Genomic DNA, 19,944 nt, shown 5'->3' with positions numbered 1-19,944 from the left:
TGCGGCCCTAAGGCCCATCAAGGTGACGTGACCGAGTGGCTAGGTAGAGGTCTGCAAAACCTCCTACAGCGGTTCGAATCCGCTCGTCACCTCCAGTGAAAAAAGCCCCGCAGCTGAGCAGTTGCGGGGCTTTTGCTTTTATTGGCCGGAGGTAGATGCTAAGGCGTCAGGTGTTGGCCGTTCAGGACAACCTGCGTCCTATCAATGGTCCGCAGGAATGCCTTTAGGCCCTAACGGGCATCAGACCTCGGAAGCAGAGGCACTGAGCAAATCGACCTGATACACCTTGTGTTCGGGCCCGCCAATGCGCACGGCGACGGAAAAGCCTGCGGGCATACGGTACACGTTGACGGTATCGTGGCCCTCCTGGTGGGTGGATACCTGGGTAGCTTCGTCCCAAATGCAGGCGCACTGGTCCTGCAGATCGAACAGGCGGAAGATTTCTACGGGAGTTGCCATGGCGGCAAGAAACAAAAACTATCCTCATTACCGCGCTACGTGCTTGCTAGTAGGTACGTATACCGCCTCATTGCTTGGTAGGAATGCTTCGACAAGCGGACGTCAGATGAAGCATGACGCGTTCTTTGGCTTACTGCTCACACAGCCTAGCTGCGCAGTCCTCAAAAACACCAAACCCTCGCTCAGGGAGCAAGGGTTTAGATAAACTTAGCGTCGTTGGTTTAGAAGCTAAAGTTGCGCCTAGCTATGCTGGGTGAGTTTCTCAGGTGAAACGCCGTTCTGTTCAGCCAGCCAGGCGCCGGCCGGCTCGGGGTCGGTGAAATACCGGAAGGAGAGGGACGTTTGTAGGGCGTTGCCCACATTGCGGGCCGGGGCGCTGGTTTCGGGCAGCACGCCCTCCACAATGGCGCAGTGGCTGTAGCCCGAGGCGCGCACGGCCGCAGGTATCCATTCGCGCACAATCCACTGCTGCGCCTCCACCGGCAGTGGCTGCCGCGCGCGCTGATCCGTGAGCAGCTTGCTGCTGCGGTAGTGTGTCAGGGCGTGGAGGGTGTGCGTGTAAAGGGCGCGCAGCTCATCCTCAGCAATGGCGGCGTTGCTCCAGGTAAGGCAAACGTAGCCCGAGGCGTGGTACGAGACGGTAGCCAGGGAATTGTGAAAGTAAACGGAAGCGGCAGACATGGTAAGCAGATGTGGCGAGGCTGCATACGGTTGAGCAGCGGACGCGTTACAGCCGGGAAAAGCAAAACCCGACTGTAGGCAGTCGGGTTTTGCAAAAGGCTGCCGGGTAGCAAAATACCGGTGGCCGGGGCTGGCGGGTGCGCGGGAGCTACTCATTCACCCAAACACCAAGCAGAAGTCCGCCGCTCCGGCCGGGCTAGTCGGAGCAGGTAAGCGTTACTTGGCCTTGCGGATGACGATGTCGCCGTTGAGGGTTTTCATCATGAACTCGGCGCCGCCGCCGTTGATTTTGCCGTAGGTCCAGCTGTCGGTGCTGATGCGGTAGGTACCGTCCTTGCCGGTACGGTTCACCTTGGGTGTGCCGGCGGCATCGGTGCTCATGTCGAAGTCGCTGAAGATGTCGCCGCGGTCCGACTTCAGCTTCAGGCTGGCTTTGGTCTTGGTGGGCAGGCTCACGTCGATTTTGCCGTTGACGGTGGAAAAAGCCATGGGCGTGCCGCTCGTCAGGTCATTGAACTTGGCCGTGACCTCGCCGTTCACGGTGTTCAGCACGGCCGAGCCGGCCACGTCGTCCAGGCGAATGTCGCCATTGACGTTGGATAGTTCCAGCTCCCCGCTCACGTTGTCGACGGTGATGTCGCCGTCGTTGACGGTGGCCAGGGTTAGCGAAAACTGCCGCGGCACCTTGATGGTGAAATCTATCGGGCTGGAAGGCGGCGAGAGGCTGCGCACATACACCGTGTTGTCGCGCTCCTGGGCCGAGATGTCCAGGCCCGACACCTTAGAGAGCCGGCGCATACCGGGCGGGGTGGGCGTGGTCGGGCCGGTGTCGCGGCTGTTGCTGCGCTGGGCCACGTCGATGACCACGTCTTTGCCGTTGTAGCCCTGTACTTTGATGGAGCCGTTGACCAGTTTCAGTTGCAGGCGGCCGGGCTTGCCGGGTGCGCTCAGCGCCACTACCAGTTGTTCCTTGGATTGGGCGGCCAGCGGCAGCGCACCGGTCAGGCTAAGCAGGAGCAGCAGGGTGGAGGAAGCCAGAAATTTCATCGGGGTTGCTGTTTGATGGTGACGTCGCCGTTGAGCGTCTCGAAGCGGAAATCGGGTCCGCCCTTGCCCAGCCGCACGGCCGTCTCTTTGCTGAGTTTGTATTTGGTGCCCTGGCCGGTGTTCTGCTGGTTTTGCGACACGCGCGCCGGCAGCACTTCGGCCGAGGGAAAATCGGTGAACATCTCGCCGTGCATGCTCTTGAAGTAGAGGTCGGCCGATACGTTCGGCGGGTAGCTCACCACGATGTTGCCGTTGATGGTGTGGTAGGAGGCCGCATTGGTAGGCGCTGCGGCGTAGCTGACTTCCACGTTGCCGTTGACGGTGTGGGCCAGCGTGGCCTCGCGGGCGTTCTGGATGACCACGGCCCCGTTGACGTTGCGGGCCTGCAACGGGCCGGTCACGTTCTGCACCAGCAGCTTGCCGCCGTTTACCGTCGACACGTCCACCTTCATGCCTGCGGGCACCTTCACCACGAAGTTGAACTCGTAGCTGTAGTCGATGCGGCCGTGGTACTCGTTGCGGCGGTGCGTCAGGCGCTGGGGCCGCGAATCGTGGGGCCCCTGCAGGTACACCACCACGCTGTCGTTGCGCTGCATAAAGCCGACCTGGGCCTCCTTTTTGCCTTGCTCCAGCAGCTGAGCGTTGTCGGCCCTGATGGTTTTGGTGGCTTCCACCACCACGCGGTTGCCGTTGTAGCCTTCCACCGTCACCGAGCCGTTGATGTTGTACAGGGCCAGGGTGCTGCGGCCGGCGTCGCCGGTCAGGGCAAACTCGCGGCTGATTTTCTCGGTGCCTTCGCGGTCGGATTGCGCCTGGCAGGGGCCGCTAGATAACAAGGTCAGCAGGCTGAGCAGGCTGGGTATGAAGCAGAGTTTCATGGGTGCTTGGAGTAAGGTTGGAGTCGTCCCCAGACAGGGACCGAATGCTTTCCTGAAGTTTGTTTTTGACGGCCTCGTTCAGATCGGGCTGGGCCAGCAGACGCCGCAAGGGCTTCACCGAGTCTTTTTCCTGCAGCTGCACCATCACATCGGCCAGCGCCGACTGCACCAGCGGCGAGTCTTGCTGCGAGAGGGAGCGAACCAGGCCCAGGCGCACCTTAGGGTCGGCGGGAGCCAGCTCGGCCAGGGCTTCGAGCGTAGCGAGGCGCACGTTCACGTTGTCGTCGTGGTTGAGCGTGCTCAGCAGGGCCTCTACTACCCGCGGCTGGGGCCGCTTCAGCTCTTTGGTGTAGCTCACGGCCCGCAGGCGTTCCGTGGCCGAGGGGTCGTCGATGAGGGAGAGCAGCATCACCTGCCGCATTTCCTGCACCTGGCTGCTGAGCGCCGCCAACTGCTGTTGCTGCCCGGTCGAGGCCGAGGCCGCCTCCTGCCGCTGCGTGGTGAGCCAGTAGCCACCGGCTACGCCCAGCACCAGCAGGCACACGCTGTAGGCCACCTGGCCCACAAACTGCGGCGTGAACACCGCTTGCAGCCACTGCCGTACCTCCACCCAGGCCGAGGGGCGTTGCGGCTTCAACTCCTCTTCCTTAAAGGAAGCGAGCATGGCGTAGAAGGCCGGACGAATATGTTCGCTGGGCTCCGGTGCGGGCACACTGCCCAGCTTCTGCCACAGCTGCTGGGTGGTATGCAGCTCGATCTGGCAATCGGGGCACCCAGTTAGGTGCGTTTCCACGGTTTGCCGTTCGTCCGGGCTCAGTTGGTGGTTCAGGTAATCGAGCAGGTGCTCCTGGGTATGTTCGCAGCTCATGGCTTCCCGTCAGTTTTCGATTTTTAAATACATGGCCTTCAGCTCGTGCATGGCGCGGTGCACGCGCACCTTCACGGCGCCTTCGGTGATGTCCAGCACCCGGGCTATTTCCGCGTACTTCAGCTCCTGAAAGCGGCTAAGCACGAGGATTTCGCGGTGGTCGGCGCTGAGCCGGGCCAGGGCCCGGTGCAGCGTGGCCACTTCCTGCTCCTGTTGCAGCCGCTCATCGGCGCGGGGGCCCCCGGCGATGCTTTCAGCCATAGCCGCCACATCGGTGTGGCGCACGGCGTGGCGGTTCTGCTTCAGGTGGTCGGCCAGCACGTTGCGGGCCAGGTGGTACATCCAGGTGCGAAATTTCCCGTCGCCGGTGTAGGTGTGCCGGTACTTGAGCATGCGGTAGAACACTGTCTGCACCAAGTCTTCGCTGGCCTCGGCCCGGCCGAGCATGTGGTAGAGAAAAGCGAAGAGCTTGCGGTGGTAGCGTTCGAAAAGCAGGCCCATGCGGTCCACCTCACCGGCCTTGACCTTCAGCATAAGGGCGTTGTCCGACAGGGATTCCAAGGCAGGGAGGCGCTAGCGGGTGGGTTATTTGCTTGTGGACACCGCGCTAGTTCGGGAAGGTTACAGCGGCTTCCCGACTTTTTTGGGGATATGTATGGCTTCGTTAGATAAGTATTTGATAATAAATGCAATAATACTTAAGCACGTAGAAGACCAAGCGGCTATAAACGCACAAAGCCCTCACTTAATAAGTGAGGGCTTTAGCAAACCTAGCGTGCCGGCTAAGCCGGTCTGCTATACTTACGGGGCCGGGCAAGGGGCTGGATTGCACGGCGGCAAAACTTTTTTGCGGGGGCCAAAACGAAAAAAACCGTAGCCCAATGAGCAACGGTTTTTCTCCTTATTCCAAACAAGGTGCTGGTCGGCACCCTGCGCATAAAACCTCGGGAAAAGCGAATAAGTGCCTGAAAAACTGGCAGAAATCGAAGGGCTAGTTGACTGTTTTGAAGGAATTTACGGGAAGCAGGCCCGCAAGCTCCACCGTAACATGGCCGTGCCCGATACCTACCCGACGGCATATCCCCGCGAAGGCATCGACGCAGCAAGCTCCGGCTGGTACAATACGAATACGGAGGAAAGCTAAGTAGCCAGCTGCCCAGCCGGTGAGATATATACCGAAAAGCAGCTAAAAAGTGCCCGTAAAGCTAACTCAGGCATATCCCAAGGCCACTCGACAACGTAGAAGCGGGCACAATTCCCTCCCTCTTCTCAACACCCGTTCTTATGAAAATCGTTGACCTCCGCACGATGCGCGGGCCGAGCTACTGGTCCGTGAAGCACCGTAAGGTTATCGTAATGAAGCTGGACCTGGAAGATCTGGCCGACACCTGGAGCAACGCCGTGCCGGGCCTCGACGGCCGGCTGATTAAGCTGCTGCCGGAGCTGGAGCTGCCCTGCAGCAAAAACACCCGTACCGCCAGCAAGCGCCCCCCGCTTACGCGCGAGGAGCTGGCCGACGGCGAGCCGTGGGGCCACGTGGTCAAGCATGTGGCGCTGGTGCTGCAGCGCATGGCGGGCATGCCCGTGAGTTGGGGCAAGGCCCGGTCCGCCCACGAGGATGGCGTGGATATCGTCCTGTTTGAGTACCAGGAAGAGCGGGCGGGCCGCGTAGCTGCCGAAGCTGCCGTAGATCTGCTCAACGCTCTGATTCGCAAGGAAAAATATGACGTGCGTGCCATCGTGGATGAGCTGCACGAAATCCGCGAAGACGAATTCTTCGGCCCCAGCACCCACAGCATCGTGGCCGAAGCCGCTTCGCGCGGCATTCCCTACATTCAGCTGGAGGGCTCCAACATCATTCAGCTGGGCTACGGCGTGAACCAGAAGCGCATCTGGGCCACTACCTCGTCGAACACCTCGCACGCGGCGGTGGAAATAGCCGGCAACAAAAACCGCACGAAGCGCATGCTGCAGGCCTCGGGCGTGCCCGTGCCCCGCGGCACCACCGTGTACGACGCCGACGAACTGAAGCAGGCCATCGAGGAGCTGGGCTTCCCCATCGTGACCAAGCCGCTCGACGGCAACCACGGCAAGGGCGCCACCATCAACATCAAAAACTGGAAGGAGGCGCTGGCGGGCCTGAAGGCGGCGCAGGTATACTCCCAGGCCGTCATCGTGGAGCAGTTCATCGAAGGCTTCGACTTCCGCCTGCTCGTCATCAACGGCAAGCTGGTGGCCGCGGCCAAGCGCACCCCAGCGGCCGTGACCGGTGACGGGGTGCACACCATTCAGGAGCTCATCGACGAGATTAACAAGGACCCGCGCCGCGGCATCGGGCACGAAAAGGTGCTCACCAAAATCAAAATCGACAAGCATACCAACCAGATCCTGAAAGCCCGGGAACTGACGCCGAAATCCATCCTGCCGGAAGGGGAGGTGCTGTACCTGAAGAGCACGGCCAACATCAGCACCGGCGGCACGGCTACCGACGTGACCGACTTGGTGGACCCCTACAACGTGCTGCTCGCCGAGCGCGTGGCCGGCATCATCGGCCTCGACATCTGCGGCATCGACGTGCTCACCACCGACATTGCCATTCCGCTTAACGAGACGCGCGGGGCCGTTATCGAGGTCAACGCGGCGCCGGGCTTCCGCATGCACATTTCGCCGGCCGATGGGCTGCCGCGCAACGTAGCCGCGCCGGTCGTGGACATGCTGTTTCCGCAGGGCTCCCGCTCGCGCGTCCCGATTTTCGCGGTGACGGGCACCAACGGCAAAACCACCACCACGCTGCTGCTGGCGCATATCGTGTCGGCCAAAGGCTACAAGGTGGGCCACACGACTACTTCGGGCATCTTTATTCAGGGCCGACAGCTGCAGAGCGGCGACTGTACCGGCTCGCAGAGCGCCGAGTTTGTGCTGAAAGACCCGACGGTGAACTTTGCCGTGCTCGAAACTGCCCGCGGCGGCATGCTGCGCTCGGGCTTGGGCTTCAACTACTGCGACGTGGCCGTGGTCACGAACGTGGCCGCCGACCACCTCGGGCTGAAGGACATCCACACGGTGGAGGAAATGGCCGAAGTGAAGAGCGTGGTACCGCGCACCGTGCGCAAGGGCGGTTGGGCCATTCTCAACGCCGACAACGACTACACCTACGCCATGCGCGAGCGGGTAGACTGCCGCGTGGCTCTCTTCAGCATGGACGACGACTCACCGCGCATCCGCGAACATATGGAAGCCGGGGGCGTGGCCGCCGTGTACGAGGAAGGCTACATCACCATCTACAAGAACACCTACAAGCTGCGCATTGCCCGAGCTGAGGAATTGCCGGTGACCTTAGGCGGCCGGGCCCGCTTCAACATCGAAAACTGCTTGGCGGCTTCGTTGGCGGCGTATTGCTACGGCTTCACCAAGGACGACATCAAGACGGCGCTGTGCACCTTCGTGCCCTCGGCCACCAGCACGCCGGGGCGCATGAACATCTTCCGCTTCTCCGGTTTCGAGGTCATTGTCGACTACGCCCACAACACGCACGGCATCGAGAAATTCGGGGAATTCCTCGATGCGACGCAGGCTACCCACAAGGTGGGCATCGTGTCGGGCCTCGGCGACCGGCGCCCGCAGGACACCATCGACTACGCCCGCGTGGCCGGCCGGATTTTCGACGAGGTTATCCTGCGCCAGGATCAGGACCTGCGCGGCAAAACTGCCGAGGAAATCGAGGCGCTGATGCGTGAGGGCCTGACTACGGACAAGCCCGATCTGCCCATCACCTACATCGAAAACGAGCCTGACGCCATCGACTTTGCTCTGCAGAACGCCCGCGAAGGTTCGGTCATTACCATCTTCACCGAAGACATCAAGAACACCATCGCGAAGCTGGAAGCCTACGAGGCCAGCCTCAAGCAAGCACAGCCGCAGCACGCGTAAAGCTGGGCATCAGCAAGCCGCACGAAAAAGCCCCGCCGGACATTCCGGCGGGGCTTTTGTTGTTGGCACTACTGCCTAAAGCTTTAGTTCCTACGGCCTATTTCAGCGTAAACGTGGTCTTGCCGATGAGGTAACCGTCGGCGTACAGCTCCACGGTGTGGGAGCCGGTTTTGTAGTCGGTGCCCTTGGCGTACACGAACTGCACGGGCTGGCGGGTATTGTCATACACCAGCTCCTGCTTGGCCGTGTAGAAAGCCTCGTTGCCGTCGATGAGGAAAGTGCCGCCGCCGGTGCTCAGGTTGTAGAGGGCCGCGCCGTCGGGCTCCAGCAGGCGCATCATGATCTGCTTGGTTTCCTTCGGGGCCACGTCGTTCTGGGCCAGGTTGAAGGTCACTTTGATCTTCTCTACCTTCTTGGCCTTGAACTCGTTCTTGTCGTCGTCGTCCTCCTTGTTGCGGCGGTTGATGACGCCCACCCGGATGTTATCAGCCCGCAGGCGCGAGGCAATAGCCACTTTCTCGCTCAGCTCCTGGTTGGTGCGCGCAATGCTGCCGATGGTGTCCGTTAGCTTGTTCTGGCGCTCCTTCAGGGTCTGCGTCTCGGTGAAGAGCATTTCGTTATCCTTCTTCAGCTGCGCAATTTCGGTGTCTTTCTGGCGCAGCTGCCGCTCGAAGTTCTGGGCGCGCTGCTGGAAGCGCTTCTGATCAGAAATGGAGAACGAACCAGCGCGGAAGGAGCGCAGCTTCAGCAGGTCGGCGTTGACGGAGGCAATCTTGGCTTCCAGCGAATCGTTGGCCAGTCCCATGCTCTGCAGCTCCTGGCTCTGGCGTTCGAAGTCGGCCTTGAGCGTTTCGTACTGCTTGATTTGCTCTTCCAGCTTGGTGTCCTTCACCTTGATGTCGGCGGCCAGCTGTTCGTTTTGCTTGCTCTTCTGCTGGTTCATGTAGAAGAGAATGCCGTTGATGCCGACAAGCACGAGCACCAGGGCCGCTAGCAGGAGCCAGCGGTTATTATTGCGGCGTTCGGGGGCTTGTTGTTGTTCCATAAAGCGGGGGAAAGTGAATGAAGCCTGGCCGTCCGGAGCCGGCCGGGGTATTACCTTGTACGCCAAAAATACACGGATATTATAGCCGGACAACTTTATTCGCCCCGCGCCGTGCCCTTCAGCGTATGTTTCAGTCCAATTTCGACCCCGCGTACTGGGCCGGGCGCTACGCCGCCGGCCAGGACCAGTGGGACGCCGGTGCCATCACCGAACCCTTGCGCGCGTACTTCGCCCAATTGGGCCCACCCGATGCGCGCCGCATACTTATTCCCGGCGCCGGCCGTGCCTACGAGGCTGAGTACCTGCACCGTGGCGGCTGGCCCAATGTCTTTGTGGCTGACTTTGCCGCCGAGCCACTGCACGCCCTGCAGCAGCGCGTGCCCGATTTCCCGGCCGAGCACCTGCTTCAGGCCGATTTCTTCGCCCTGGCCGGTCCGTTCGACCTCATCGTGGAACAAACGTTCTTTTGCGCCCTCGACCCGGCGCTGCGCTCCGACTACGCCCGCCACTGCGCCGAGCTGCTGCGTCCGGGCGGCAAGCTGGTGGGCTTGCTGTTTGAGGGCAAAGTCGGGCCCGGGCACGAACCGCCCTTTGGCGGCACCCGCGAGGAGTACCGCGAGCTGTTTGCCGCGTACTTTGAGTTTGTGCACTTCGAGGCGGCGTACAACTCCATTAAACCCCGGCAGGGGAGGGAGCTGTTTATCTGCCTGCGGCGGAAGTAGCGCCAATTCGCAGCGCGAGCAGCACAGAACGACAGTGGTTCCGCCGTCGGCTCCATCAGCGACGATACGCGAAGTAAAACTTGACGACGAGAACCAGCGGTTCGCGCTACATCCCGACCTTTGCCTGACGTTTCTTCCAACCGCGCCTTCATTCCATGATTGATACCCTCGCCAACGCCCTGCCGCACTTCCGCAACACCAACTCCGGTCAGTTCTTTCTGATGGCCGGACCCTGCGTCATCGAAGGCGAAGACATGGCGCTGCGCATCGCCGAGCAGGTGCGCCAGCTCACCGACCGTCTGCAGATTCCCTACATCTTCAAGGGGTCTTACCGCAAGGCCAACCGTTCCCGCATCGACTCCTTCACCGGCATCGGCGACGAGACGGCGCTGAAGATTCTGCAGAAAGTAGGCCGCGAAATCGGGGTACCCACCGTGACGGATATTCACGAATCGAGCGAAGCTGCTTTGGCCGCCGAGTACGTGGATGTGCTCCAGATTCCGGCCTTTCTGTGCCGCCAGACCGAGCTGCTGGTAGCCGCGGCCGAGACGGGCAAGGTGGTCAACATCAAGAAAGGTCAGTTTCTGTCGGGCGAGGCCATGGGCTTTGCCGTGGATAAGGTGAAGCAGTCCGGCAACCCGCACGTCATCCTCACCGACCGCGGCAATTCCTTCGGCTACACCGATCTGGTGGTGGATTTCCTCAACATCCCCGCCATGCAAAGCTTCGGCGTGCCGGTGGTCATGGACGTGACGCACTCCCTACAGCAGCCCAACCAGAGCAGCGGCGTGACCGGTGGCAAGCCCGAAATGATCCAGACCATTGCCAGCGCCGCCATTGCCGCCGGCGCCGATGGGCTGTTTATCGAAACGCACCCCACGCCTGCTACGGCCAAATCCGACGGCGCCAACATGCTGCAGCTCGACCGCCTGGAAAAGCTGCTGGAGCGCCTCACCCGCATCCGCGAAGCCGTGCGTTAGCGCTGCAAAGAGCCGACGGCTCACCGCGCTGTCATTGCGCGGAGAAACGACATTCCGCGCGTCAATCGGCGTCAATCGGTCCTGACCAATGAGCCACCCATAAAAAAGCGCACCGCCCGAAACTAGCGTCTGCAGTTTCGGGCGGTGCGCTTTTTGGGTTGGTGCATATTGTACCGTTGTGCCGCGAGAGGAAAGGTTACTTCGTGATTCTTCCTCGCAATGACAGCGGGCTGAGTCGTAGTTCCTTAAACACCCAGCCCGCGCTCCTCAATGCGCAAGGTGAAATGCTGTTTGGGCGCGTTCTTGCGGAAGAACACCAAGCCGATAAAGAACAGGTCGACCGTTACCGTTACCGCCGGGTGGGCTTTGATGGCTTCCCAGGCCCGGTCCATTTCGCCCGACCAATGAATGTCGTCGAAGACAAATACCGATTCCTCCGTGGCATAGGGCAGGCACTGCTCCAGATAGCGTAGCGTCGGTTCGTAGCGGTGGTTGCCGTCAAAGAAGGCGAAGTCCAGTGGCTGCTGGAGCTGGGCTAGGGTTGCGGGCAAGGTCTCATCGAAGTTGCCTTCGATCAGCTCCACGTTCTGCAGGCCTAGCTGCGCCAGTGTCTCGCGCGCGACGGCCGCCGTTTCCGGGCAGCCTTCGAAGGTGAGTACCCGGGCTTTGGAAGAGGCCGCGGCCAGATAGGCCGTCGTCAGCCCCAGCGAGGTGCCCAGCTCCAGCACGGTGCGGGGCTGGCGGTAATTGACGAGCCGAAACAGCAGCTGGGCCAGGCGCGGGGGCTTGGCAGCATGGCGGGCAATGTCGCGCACAGGCCGCTCGCGCCCGGCGCCGGTTTGCGAGCCGGCACCGTAGTCGGTGATGCGCAGGCGCCGCTCATCGGCGAGCAGGGCCGCCCGGCGACTTTCAATGGCCTCGAAGGCGCCGTACTCGCCTGTGTGGCAGACGACGTCGAGGTACAGGGAAAAAACAAACGGGGAATGCAGCCCGTGTGCATTCCCCGAACGAAACCGGTAACGGATGTAGCGCAGTGCCTGCGGCAGTAGCGACAAAGCGGAAGCGAGTTAGTTGAGGCGGAACGGTACCACGAGGGTAAACTCGGGAATTTCGACCTCAAAGGTACGGCCGTCCTGAATGCGTTCCATCAGGTAGGTGCCGCGCATCTTGCCGATGCCCGTCTTCAGGTTGCACCCCGATACGTATTGGTGTCCGTCGCCGGGCTCCAGGGTGGGCTGCTGGCCCACTACGCCTTCGCCCTCCACTTCGCGCACCACGCCGTTGGCGTCGTAGATGTGCCAGTGGCGGCGCAGCAGCTTCACGGTGTACTCGCTGTGGTTGCGGATATCAATCTTATAGGCAAACACGAAGTGCTCCTGCTGCGGGCTGGAATACTCCGATAGGTAGCTGGTCGAAACGCTGACCGTGACGCCTTGCGTGGTTGTAGAATTCATGGCGCGGGAATGACAACAGGTGTGGCAGTATGGGAGCTAACAGCAGCCTTTCAGATTTGGTTTACGTACGCTCCTCGGCTACGTTTGGCTCGCCGAACCGCATTCCGTTACCCCAAGAGGCATGAATGTAAAGATAGAAGAAAGCTGGCGCAAGGTGCTACAGCCCGAGTTTGAAAAGCCCTACTTCCAGGAGCTGATTCAATTTGTTAAGAACGAGTATACTACTCAAACAGTGTACCCGGCTGGCAGTCAGATCTTTCACGCCTTCGACGCCTGCCCGTTCGACCAGGTTAAGGTCGTTATCCTGGGCCAGGACCCCTACCACGGCAAGGGCCAGGCGCACGGACTGGCCTTTTCGGTACAGCATGGCGTGCGCACGCCACCTTCGCTGATCAACATCTTCAAAGAACTGCAGGACGACTTGGGCACGCCGCGCCCGCCCGACGGCAACCTCGACCGGTGGGCCGAGCAGGGCGTGCTGCTGCTCAATGCCACGCTCACCGTGCGCGCCGCCACCGCCGGCTCTCACCAGAAAAAGGGCTGGGAGGAGTTTACCGACGAGGTTATTCGCAAGGTATCGGAGCAGAAAGAGCACGTGGTGTTCATCCTCTGGGGCGCCTACGCCCAGAAAAAAGCGGAGCTGATTGACCAGCGCAAGCACCTCATCCTGAAAGCCGCGCACCCCTCGCCCTACGCCGCCGACAAAGGTTTCTTCGGCTCCCGCCCCTTTAGCAAGACCAATAAGTACCTGCAGGAGCACGGCCTGGAGCCGATTCAGTGGTAAAAGGCAGCACCGCGCTGTCATTGCGAGGAGGCACGACATTCCGCGCATCAAGCGGCGTCAATCCTTCCTTCAGTAGCAGAAACGGCGCAAAGAGCACCGCTCGAAACTGTCGCGTGAACGACTGGTTTCGGGCGGGGTTGTTTTGTACCGCTCCTCGGTTGCTGCCGGCTGCAGTGGCAGTGCTACTGGAGAAAAGATGGCCTTGGTTAAAAGTTGGGTACGAAAGTTAAACGCTTCGATGTCGTCACGCTCGCGGATAGCTAGCTGAACGCAGCAGGTTTGCCGCTCGCGCTCCAACGGGCCCGGGGCTGCAGCGAGTTAGTTGAAGGACTGCCGAAACTGTAGCGGCGACTGTTGGGTCTTGCTTTTGAACAGCTTGCTGAACGACTGCGAATGCTCAAAGCCGAGGGTGTAGGCAATTTCGCTTACCGAGAGCTGCGTGCCCGCCAGCTGCTCCTTTGCTTTTTCAATCAGCTTGTGGTGAATGTGCTGCTGGGCGTTGAGGCCCGTCAGCGCGCGCAGCATGTCACTCAGGTAGCTGCGGGAAAGGTGCACGCGCTCGGCCAGGTACTGCACGGTGGGCAGCCCTTGCCGCAGCGCCTCGTGCGTGGCGAAGTAGTCGTCCAGCAAGGCCTCTACCTGCTGGAGCAGCCCCCGGCTGACTGTGCCGCGAGTAATAAACTGGCGCTGATAGAAGCGCTGCGCATAGCTCAGCAGCAGCCCCACCTGCGCCAGCAGCACCTCCTGGCTTAAATCGTCGAGGCGGCTGTGCAGCTCGTTTTCCAGGCTGCGGAAAAGGGAGACAATGGTGGTCTGCTCCGGCTCGGAGAGGTGCAGGGCTTCGCTGGCCGCGTAGGAGAAGAAGCCGTAGTGCTTGATTTTTTGCGCCAGCGGGTCGCCCAGCAGAAAATCCGGGTGGATGAGCAGGATGTAACCCGACTGCGGATGCCGTTCCTCGCCGTGACCGATGAGCTGGTTCGGCGCCGCGCACAGGAGGCTGCCTTCCGTGAAATCGTAATGAGCCTGGCCGTAGGAAAGCGCCCCGCTACCGCCCGTTTTGTAGGCTATCTTGTAAAAAGACAGCACATGCACCCCGGACGACGCGGCCGCCTCGATTGGGGTAGCGGTGGCATTCACCACGCTGATGAGCGGGTGCAACGGCTTCGGCAGGCCAAAGGCGTGATGCGCTTCGGCCAGGGAATGGAACCTGTGCGGGTGGCTGGCGGGCGTTTTCATGGCAACACATTGGGGCGATGAGCTGCTGGCGACGAAGCGGCTGGCTTCTCGCTGCTGGCGGCTTGGGGAAAATCCGGGGGCTCGGGGCGAGGCGAGCGGTCCGGGGATGAGCAAAAGTGAAGTTAGTGCCCGGCGCTGGTTTGAGGCCCGCTGGGCGTGCCTTGCGCAGCATTCGATACGGGCGCCCACGCTTCCCACGTCGCGAGGCGCTCGGCGTAGACCGCACGCGCAAGGGGCAGCGACTGGTTGCCCAGAAACAGGCGCAGAGGGGGATTCGGGGCATCCACGAGGGCAAACAGGGCCGCGGGTGTTGCTTGAGGGTCGCCTTTGCTGGCGCTCTTCAGGCCCTCCATCAGCCGGGCTTTGAAGTCGGCATACACGTCGAGGCCGGTGCTATGCTTGAGTGACTGCGGCGTGCCGAACTCCGTATCGTAGGCCCCGGGCTCTACCAGCGTGACGTGCAGCCCAAACGGCTTGATTTCGGCGGCCAGACTCTCGTGAATGGCTTCAAAGGCCCATTTGGACGAGCAGTAGTACCCGATCAGCGGCATGGCAACCAGCCCCAAGGTGCTGGAAACGCCGATGATGTGCCCGTGGCCCTGGGCCCGCAGCAGCGGCAGGGCCGCCTGAATGACGGCCAGGCTGCCAAAGATATTGGTGTCGTAGAGTGCGCGCACGTCCGCGGCGCTGGCTTCCTCAATGGTGCCCACCAGCGAATAGCCGGCGTTATTGACCACCACGTCAAGCCGCCCGAAGTGCGCGTGCGCCTGTCGTACGGCCGCCGTTACCTGTTCCGGGTTGGTCACATCGACTTCCAGGACCAGCAGCTGGGAGCCGTAGGCCTGCTGTAGGTCGGCCAGGGCGGCGGGGGTGCGGGCCGCCGCGGCTACCCGGTCACCCCGCTTCAGGGCCGCCTCGGTCCAAATCCGGCCCAAGCCGCGTGAGGTGCCCGTGATAAACCAAATTTTGCGCGGTGCGCCGGCCGTGGTGGCGGCGCTGGTGGGCCGTGCTTCCTGTGACTGTGCCATAGTTTCCTGTGCGGGTGGAGTTAAACAACATGACAAAGGTCCCCAGCCCCGGGCGCGTAACTGTAGGCAAAACGGGGTATTGCGTAGCCAAAATCAGGTAGTGAGCGGCGCCGCGGGCTACCCCTTGCTCGGGCGACCTACCAGCCGTTCAAGTGGCCCGTCTCTCGCTGGCTCCAGTCAATCAGGAAGCCGTTGCCCGACTCCTGCACTTGCGCGGCCAGCCTGTAAAGCGAATGTGTCTTTTCCGACGAGGGCCGGAAAGGTTTCCCTCAGGTTGACTGGGATGTACGCTTTGCCGTTCACGGATAGCCCGACCCGCTCGATGAACTGTTGCCCCAAACTTTTAACCGCGAGGCCAAGGATTGACGTGCATTGCTCACAATGACAGCGAGAGGAGCCGCTGCCTTGCTTAAACTAAAACGGCCCGGTTATTCACCGGGCCGTTTGGCTAACTACAGAAGTCAGTACTTAATCAATCGTGTTGAACAAGCGGCTCCAGCGGATTTTGCCGCTTGCGCCGGCATTGGGGTCCACCGACATCCAGATCAGCACGGCCTTGCCCACGATGTGGTCAGCCGGCACGAAGCCCCAGTAGCGGGAATCGAGCGAGTCGTGGCGGTTGTCGCCCATCATGAAGTAGTAATCCTGTTTGAAGGTGTAGCTGGTCAGCGGCTTGCCGTTCTGCAGAATCTGGCCGTTCTCGAACGTAATGCCTTCGTTGTGCTCGTAGCGCAGGATGATCTTCTGGTAAATCGGAATATTCTGCGCCGTGAGCTGCACCGTCTGGCCCTTCTTGGGCAGCTGCAGCGGGCCGTAGTTGTCGCGGTTCCAGTTGACGAGCTGCGTGGGCGTGCTGTGCGGGTAGTCGGGGTTGTTGGGGAATACCTCCAGTTCGGCCTGGCCGGCCGCCGACTTATCTGGCACTACGGCCTTGATGTAGGGCTGCTGTTTGAAGAAAGCGGCCGTGGTAGCCGTCATATCCACCATGTAGGCCGGACCGGTGGGCAGGTAGCCCATCTGCGGGGCGCCGTCGGGTGAGTTGTAATCGACTACGCCGTGCTCCTGGAAAATTTTCGGGCGTACGGGCTCGGTCACCTGCAGGTAGTAGCGCGTCTGCGACTCGGCCGGCGTGCCCTGCGACTTGCCATTGATGAACACCTCCTGGTCACGGATTTCCAGCACGTCGCCGGCTACGGCCACGCAGCGCTTGATGTAGTTGGTGCGCAAATCGGCCGGGTGCTGGTCCTCGAAGGGCACGTTGAATACCACCACGTCGCCGGCTTTCACCTCCGAGAAGCCTGGCAGGCGGAAGGAGGGCAGCTGAATCAGGTCGGAGTAGCTCTTGATGCCGGTGCCCCAGAGCGTCTGGTGCGTCAGAGGAATCTGCAGGGGCGTTTGGGGGGTGCGCGGGCCGTAGTGCAGCTTGCTCACAAACAGGTAGTCGCCCACCAGCAGGGAGTGCTCCATCGACGGCGTAGGGATGGTGTAGGCCTCAAACGTCGCCCAGCGGATAAGCGTGGCGGCCACTACCGCAAACAGGATAGCGTCGCCCCATTCGCGCCAGAAGCCTTTGGGCTTGGCCGGCTGCTCAGCCGGTTTTTTCTTCCAGAAAGTAACTGCCATTGAAAATCAGCAAAGCGGCCGGGCCGCCTTTGGGTGTCAAAAAAAGAGGATTCGCGCGGCTGAATATCCGACTTTCCCCGTCTACTGATGCTGGCGGCGCCAAAAAGCTGCGGCCAACGGTGGCCCTTGCCCCCAGGGATATAAAAAGAACGCGCCGAAACGCGTTCCTGGTAAGCGCAATAAATGGTGGGCTTAGAGCCCGAGCAGGTCTTTCATGCCAAAGACGCCCTGCTTGCCGGGCAGCCATTCGGCGGCCAGCACGGCGCCGTGCGCAAAGCCTTCCCGCGAAAACGCTTCGTGTTTCAGCTCCAGCGCGTCGACCGGGGAGGTGTACGTCACCACGTGCGTGCCCACCGTTTCGGCCAGGCGCTCCGATATAATGGCCAGCTCCTCCGGCGCCTGGGCCGGGTCGTTGCGCCATTTCTTCTTGCGCGTGTAGTTGCGCATGATGCCGTCGGCCACCGTGAGGGCCGTGCCGCTGGGCTGATCCACTTTGTGCACGTGGTGAATCTCGCGCACCTGCACGTCGTAGCCGCCGAACTGGTGCATTTTGCCGGCGATGTACTCGTTGAAGTGAAAAAACAGGTTCACGCCCACGCTGTAATTGGAGGCATAGAATAGCGCCCCGCCTTTTTCCTGAGCCAAGGCTTTGGCTTCAGGGAAGTGATGCAGCCAGCCCGTGGAGCCGCACACCACCGGCAGGCCCTGCCGCAGGCAGGCCATTACGTTGCCGAAGGCTGCGTCGGGGTGGGTAAATTCGATGGCTACGTCGGCGTTGTGCGGGCCGAAGTCGCTGAGTTGCGCCTCGGGGCGCGACGGGTCGATAATGCCGGCAATCTGGTGGCCGCGGCTCAGGGCCTGCGCTTCAATAGCCCGGCCCATTTTGCCGTAGCCAATCAGGAGAATGTTCATGGTTGCTAGAAACGGTGCGAACCGGTGGATGGAGACCCGGGGCGCAGCGTAAAGGTAAAGGCCGCGCCGACAGCGGGCGCGCCATACAGCGGCAGCGCGTACGGCTGCACGTTCAGAGAAAGATTGTCGCTTACGTCGAAGTCGTGCAGGTTTGCGTCCACCAGGGCGTCCAGGATCTGTAGCCCGTAGGCCAGCCCGATGTAGGCGAAGAAGGTGTCGCGGCGGGTGCGGTAGGCGTTAAAGACCTGCTGCTGAAGCGCATCGCCGTTGGCGTCCTGGGCATACTTCTTCGACTCGTTGCCGGTATCCACCGATGCCGGCCCCGTGCCGCCCTGGCGGCGGAAGCGGCGCGCCCGGTACCCGTCGCGAAACTCGGTGTAGCGCGTGAAATAGAACCACTCGCCGTAAATGGTGCCGCCGAGGGCGCCGTACACCAGCGGGAGTTTCCAGTACTTGTGGTTGTAGATCTGCCCGGAGCCGGGCAGCACGGCCGCCAGAATCACCGCCTTTTGCGGGCGCGTCATCCGCATGCCCAGCAGCTTCACGTTGCGGCGCACCGAATCGGGCACGGCCGGACCGGCCTGCACGCGGACCGAGTCGGGCCCGGCCGTTACCGTTTGGGCCCGCGCCGTGGCAGTCAGACAAAACAGCCCCACTGCCGTGAGCAATGGGGCTTTTTGCAAAAACTGTTGGATAGGGTTGCTCATAATGCCTCCCACAACGCCGCTACGCCGGTTGCAGTATGCTGATGATGCGGTGCATGTCCTCAGCCGAATCGAAGCTGATGCGAATCTCGCCCCGGCCCTGCGCGGTGGGTTTTACTTGTACGCGCGAACCAAAGCGGTCGGACAAGTGCCGCTCGGCGCGCTTGATTTCGGCCACCGGCACCACGGGGGCATCCGTTGCCGGTGCTTCCTGGCCGTTTTTCGCGCCCGGCGCCGGTACGCCCAGCCGCACCAGTTGTTCCACCTTGCGCACCGACATTTCCTCGGTCACGATGCGGCGAAACAGGTTCAGCTGCGCCGCCGCGTCGTCGACGCTGAGCAAGGCGCGGGCGTGGCCCATCGAAATGACGCTGTCGCGCAGACCGATCTGGATATCGGGCGGCAGCTTGAGCAGGCGCAGGTAGTTGGTCACGGTCGAGCGGTTCTTGCCCACCCGGTCGCCCAGTTCTTCCTGCTTCAGGTTGCACTCGCTCACCAGGCGCTGGTAGCTCAGCGCAATTTCGATGGCGTTGAGGTTTTCGCGCTGAATGTTCTCAATCAGCGCCATTTCCAGCATCTGCTGGTCGTCGGCCTTACGGATGTAAGCCGGAATGGCGTCGAGGCCGGCCAGGCGCGAGGCCTGCAGGCGCCGCTCGCCCGAAATGAGCTGGTAAGCGGCCGGGCCGGTCTGGCGCACGGTGATGGGCTGGATGATGCCCTGCACCCTGATGCTTTCGGCCAGTTCCTGCAGCGCTTCCTGGTCGAAGTGCGTGCGCGGCTGGAAGGGGTTGGCTTCAACCTGATCCGTCGGAATCAGACCCACGGAATTGGCGGGGTGGGGCACCAGGCCCAGCCGCTCGCTCTTTTTCTCGTAGCTGCCTTCGATGAGGGCGTTCAACCCGCGACCCAGGCCACCCACGCGGCGCTTGGCCAGCGGCGTCGGGGTGGTTTTCTCTTCGTGCTTCTCTGACATACTCACTCTGAGGTCCTGCGGCCAAGTAGCAGCCGCTGGGAAACCAAAAATAGCATAAACCGCCGGTAAAGCTCCTATTAATTTTGTGGAACGTTAGAGCGTTGGGTTATTAACATGCTTGTATTGAGTTGTTTGTTCGTGGAACATTCTGCTCCGTGCGGCTAGCTCTTGGGTGCGTCAGCTATTCGTTGCGGTCGGCCAGCAGGGCGTTGTAGCGCTCAAGCAGGTCGGTATAAAGGCCGTACACGTAGAGCAGCCGGTCCTTGCAGTCGTCCAGATTGGTAAGCTGGTAGGGCAAGATGGGTTCGGCCAGCAGGGCGGTCGGGGCAGACAGTTCCTTGAAGTCCTGGGCGAAGTTGTGCTTTATCACTTCGCCCACGCGCCGGATGAAGTCGAAGCTGAGGTTGGGGTCCTCGAAGCGCCGATACAGCGTGGGCCGACTCACGCCCAACGCGCGGTGCAGCTGGCTCAGCTTGACGCCGCTCTTGCGCACGGCCGCGGCAACAATCTCCCCGCGGTGCTGCATTGCCATAATCAGTCGCATTTAACTGAGACAAAATTGGCAAGTTTGTGTCCGCGGCTGATTTACATGTAATTGCCAAATGTGAGCTATAAAACGG

At 61.4% G+C, this 19,944-nt stretch carries 20 protein-coding genes and 1 tRNA gene; 5 read left to right on the top strand and 16 right to left on the bottom strand.

Annotated features, from left to right (window positions below):
* Positions 1 to 21 precede the first annotated feature (21 nt).
* Positions 22 to 95 (top strand) — tRNA-Cys (locus B0919_RS07180).
* 145 nt (positions 96 to 240) lie between these two features.
* On the opposite strand, the gene B0919_RS07175 is transcribed toward B0919_RS07180, so the two are convergent.
* From B0919_RS07175 to B0919_RS07150, 6 genes are all read right to left on the bottom strand, one after another.
* Complete coding sequence (locus B0919_RS07175) at positions 241 to 459, bottom strand: hypothetical protein (protein ID WP_078011553.1); 219 nt, start codon at positions 457 to 459, stop codon at positions 241 to 243.
* A 240-nt stretch (positions 460 to 699) separates the two neighbouring features.
* Entirely contained in the window at positions 700 to 1,140 is a 441-nt protein-coding gene (locus B0919_RS07170) for a hypothetical protein (protein WP_078011552.1), read from the bottom strand.
* A 216-nt stretch (positions 1,141 to 1,356) separates the two neighbouring features.
* Positions 1,357 to 2,187 (bottom strand): DUF4097 family beta strand repeat-containing protein, encoded by an 831-nt coding sequence (locus tag B0919_RS07165; protein WP_078011551.1) that lies wholly within the window; start codon positions 2,185 to 2,187, stop codon positions 1,357 to 1,359.
* The gene (locus B0919_RS07160; protein WP_078011550.1) at positions 2,184 to 3,065 is read right to left on the bottom strand and encodes a DUF4097 family beta strand repeat-containing protein; all 882 of its coding nucleotides are present in this window, start codon (positions 3,063 to 3,065) and stop codon (positions 2,184 to 2,186) included. Before B0919_RS07160 ends, B0919_RS07165 begins: the two co-directional genes overlap by 4 nt.
* Positions 3,013 to 3,933 (bottom strand): HEAT repeat domain-containing protein, encoded by a 921-nt coding sequence (locus B0919_RS07155; RefSeq protein ID WP_078011549.1) that lies wholly within the window; start codon positions 3,931 to 3,933, stop codon positions 3,013 to 3,015. Before B0919_RS07155 ends, B0919_RS07160 begins: the two co-directional genes overlap by 53 nt.
* A gap of 9 nt (positions 3,934 to 3,942) precedes the next feature.
* Positions 3,943 to 4,467 (bottom strand): RNA polymerase sigma factor, encoded by a 525-nt coding sequence (locus B0919_RS07150; protein WP_078011548.1) that lies wholly within the window; start codon positions 4,465 to 4,467, stop codon positions 3,943 to 3,945.
* Positions 4,468 to 5,217: 750 nt separating this feature from the next.
* On the opposite strand from B0919_RS07150, the gene cphA reads away from it, so the two are divergent.
* Positions 5,218 to 7,863: a cyanophycin synthetase gene (cphA, locus tag B0919_RS07145; RefSeq protein ID WP_078011547.1), complete on the top strand. Its 2,646-nt coding sequence runs from the start codon at positions 5,218 to 5,220 to the stop codon at positions 7,861 to 7,863.
* Positions 7,864 to 7,960: 97 nt separating this feature from the next.
* Here cphA and B0919_RS07140 read toward each other — a convergent pair whose 3' ends face one another.
* A complete protein-coding gene (locus B0919_RS07140) occupies positions 7,961 to 8,908 on the bottom strand; it encodes a hypothetical protein (protein ID WP_078011546.1) in 948 nt (315 codons plus the stop codon).
* A gap of 125 nt (positions 8,909 to 9,033) precedes the next feature.
* Here B0919_RS07140 and B0919_RS07135 point away from each other — a divergent pair, with 125 nt between their 5' ends.
* Both B0919_RS07135 and kdsA read left to right on the top strand, forming a co-directional pair.
* Complete coding sequence (locus tag B0919_RS07135) at positions 9,034 to 9,630, top strand: methyltransferase domain-containing protein (RefSeq protein WP_078011545.1); 597 nt, start codon at positions 9,034 to 9,036, stop codon at positions 9,628 to 9,630.
* A 155-nt stretch (positions 9,631 to 9,785) separates the two neighbouring features.
* Positions 9,786 to 10,610 carry a 3-deoxy-8-phosphooctulonate synthase gene (kdsA, locus tag B0919_RS07130; protein ID WP_078011544.1) on the top strand — a complete coding sequence of 275 codons (825 nt, stop codon included), beginning with the start codon at positions 9,786 to 9,788 and terminating at the stop codon, positions 10,608 to 10,610.
* Positions 10,611 to 10,855: 245 nt separating this feature from the next.
* Here kdsA and B0919_RS07125 read toward each other — a convergent pair whose 3' ends face one another.
* Together B0919_RS07125 and apaG are read right to left on the bottom strand one after the other, a co-directional pair.
* Positions 10,856 to 11,665, bottom strand: coding sequence for an O-methyltransferase (locus B0919_RS07125; protein ID WP_078011543.1), 810 nt, complete (start codon positions 11,663 to 11,665; stop codon positions 10,856 to 10,858).
* A 12-nt stretch (positions 11,666 to 11,677) separates the two neighbouring features.
* Complete coding sequence (apaG, locus tag B0919_RS07120) at positions 11,678 to 12,064, bottom strand: Co2+/Mg2+ efflux protein ApaG (protein WP_078011542.1); 387 nt, start codon at positions 12,062 to 12,064, stop codon at positions 11,678 to 11,680.
* Between the two features lie 121 nt (positions 12,065 to 12,185).
* Between apaG and B0919_RS07115 the strand changes: the two genes are divergently transcribed.
* A complete protein-coding gene (locus B0919_RS07115) occupies positions 12,186 to 12,848 on the top strand; it encodes a uracil-DNA glycosylase (RefSeq protein ID WP_078011541.1) in 663 nt (220 codons plus the stop codon).
* A gap of 318 nt (positions 12,849 to 13,166) precedes the next feature.
* Here B0919_RS07115 and B0919_RS07110 read toward each other — a convergent pair whose 3' ends face one another.
* The 7 genes from B0919_RS07110 to B0919_RS07080 all read right to left on the bottom strand — a co-directional run bounded on the left by B0919_RS07110 (position 13,167) and on the right by B0919_RS07080 (position 19,868).
* A complete protein-coding gene (locus B0919_RS07110) occupies positions 13,167 to 14,084 on the bottom strand; it encodes a helix-turn-helix domain-containing protein (RefSeq protein WP_078011540.1) in 918 nt (305 codons plus the stop codon).
* Positions 14,085 to 14,206: 122 nt separating this feature from the next.
* Positions 14,207 to 15,112: an SDR family NAD(P)-dependent oxidoreductase gene (locus B0919_RS07105; RefSeq protein WP_078011539.1), complete on the bottom strand. Its 906-nt coding sequence runs from the start codon at positions 15,110 to 15,112 to the stop codon at positions 14,207 to 14,209.
* Positions 15,113 to 15,580: 468 nt separating this feature from the next.
* Positions 15,581 to 16,735 carry a signal peptidase I gene (gene lepB / locus B0919_RS07100; RefSeq protein WP_078011538.1) on the bottom strand — a complete coding sequence of 385 codons (1,155 nt, stop codon included), beginning with the start codon at positions 16,733 to 16,735 and terminating at the stop codon, positions 15,581 to 15,583.
* Between the two features lie 192 nt (positions 16,736 to 16,927).
* Positions 16,928 to 17,647, bottom strand: a complete 720-nt coding sequence (gene dapB, locus B0919_RS07095) for a 4-hydroxy-tetrahydrodipicolinate reductase (protein WP_078011537.1) — start codon at positions 17,645 to 17,647, stop codon at positions 16,928 to 16,930.
* 5 nt (positions 17,648 to 17,652) lie between these two features.
* Entirely contained in the window at positions 17,653 to 18,354 is a 702-nt protein-coding gene (locus B0919_RS07090) for a DUF5683 domain-containing protein (protein ID WP_139361970.1), read from the bottom strand.
* Positions 18,355 to 18,373: 19 nt separating this feature from the next.
* Complete coding sequence (locus tag B0919_RS07085) at positions 18,374 to 19,324, bottom strand: ParB/RepB/Spo0J family partition protein (RefSeq protein WP_078011535.1); 951 nt, start codon at positions 19,322 to 19,324, stop codon at positions 18,374 to 18,376.
* 181 nt (positions 19,325 to 19,505) lie between these two features.
* Positions 19,506 to 19,868 carry a hypothetical protein gene (locus tag B0919_RS07080; protein ID WP_139361969.1) on the bottom strand — a complete coding sequence of 121 codons (363 nt, stop codon included), beginning with the start codon at positions 19,866 to 19,868 and terminating at the stop codon, positions 19,506 to 19,508.
* Positions 19,869 to 19,944 lie beyond the last annotated feature (76 nt).

This window comes from Hymenobacter sp. CRA2, from assembly GCF_002007105.1.
GTDB lineage: Bacteria > Bacteroidota > Bacteroidia > Cytophagales > Hymenobacteraceae > Solirubrum.
The sequence above is the reverse complement of the archived record's forward strand: the minus strand, read 5'-3'. Positions and strand labels throughout refer to the sequence as shown.

Coding starts and splice junctions, on each gene's coding strand:
- B0919_RS07175 (WP_078011553.1), bottom strand. CDS start 459: ATGGCAACTCCCGTAGAAATCTTCCGCCTGTTCGATCTGCAGGACCAG.
- B0919_RS07170 (WP_078011552.1), bottom strand. CDS start 1,140: ATGTCTGCCGCTTCCGTTTACTTTCACAATTCCCTGGCTACCGTCTCG.
- B0919_RS07165 (WP_078011551.1), bottom strand. CDS start 2,187: ATGAAATTTCTGGCTTCCTCCACCCTGCTGCTCCTGCTTAGCCTGACC.
- B0919_RS07160 (WP_078011550.1), bottom strand. CDS start 3,065: ATGAAACTCTGCTTCATACCCAGCCTGCTCAGCCTGCTGACCTTGTTA.
- B0919_RS07155 (WP_078011549.1), bottom strand. CDS start 3,933: ATGAGCTGCGAACATACCCAGGAGCACCTGCTCGATTACCTGAACCAC.
- B0919_RS07150 (WP_078011548.1), bottom strand. CDS start 4,467: ATGCTGAAGGTCAAGGCCGGTGAGGTGGACCGCATGGGCCTGCTTTTC.
- cphA (WP_078011547.1), top strand. CDS start 5,218: ATGAAAATCGTTGACCTCCGCACGATGCGCGGGCCGAGCTACTGGTCC.
- B0919_RS07140 (WP_078011546.1), bottom strand. CDS start 8,908: ATGGAACAACAACAAGCCCCCGAACGCCGCAATAATAACCGCTGGCTC.
- B0919_RS07135 (WP_078011545.1), top strand. CDS start 9,034: ATGTTTCAGTCCAATTTCGACCCCGCGTACTGGGCCGGGCGCTACGCC.
- kdsA (WP_078011544.1), top strand. CDS start 9,786: ATGATTGATACCCTCGCCAACGCCCTGCCGCACTTCCGCAACACCAAC.
- apaG (WP_078011542.1), bottom strand. CDS start 12,064: ATGAATTCTACAACCACGCAAGGCGTCACGGTCAGCGTTTCGACCAGC.
- B0919_RS07115 (WP_078011541.1), top strand. CDS start 12,186: ATGAATGTAAAGATAGAAGAAAGCTGGCGCAAGGTGCTACAGCCCGAG.
- B0919_RS07110 (WP_078011540.1), bottom strand. CDS start 14,084: ATGAAAACGCCCGCCAGCCACCCGCACAGGTTCCATTCCCTGGCCGAA.
- B0919_RS07105 (WP_078011539.1), bottom strand. CDS start 15,112: ATGGCACAGTCACAGGAAGCACGGCCCACCAGCGCCGCCACCACGGCC.
- lepB (WP_078011538.1), bottom strand. CDS start 16,735: ATGGCAGTTACTTTCTGGAAGAAAAAACCGGCTGAGCAGCCGGCCAAG.
- dapB (WP_078011537.1), bottom strand. CDS start 17,647: ATGAACATTCTCCTGATTGGCTACGGCAAAATGGGCCGGGCTATTGAA.
- B0919_RS07090 (WP_139361970.1), bottom strand. CDS start 18,354: ATGAGCAACCCTATCCAACAGTTTTTGCAAAAAGCCCCATTGCTCACG.
- B0919_RS07085 (WP_078011535.1), bottom strand. CDS start 19,324: ATGTCAGAGAAGCACGAAGAGAAAACCACCCCGACGCCGCTGGCCAAG.
- B0919_RS07080 (WP_139361969.1), bottom strand. CDS start 19,868: ATGCGACTGATTATGGCAATGCAGCACCGCGGGGAGATTGTTGCCGCG.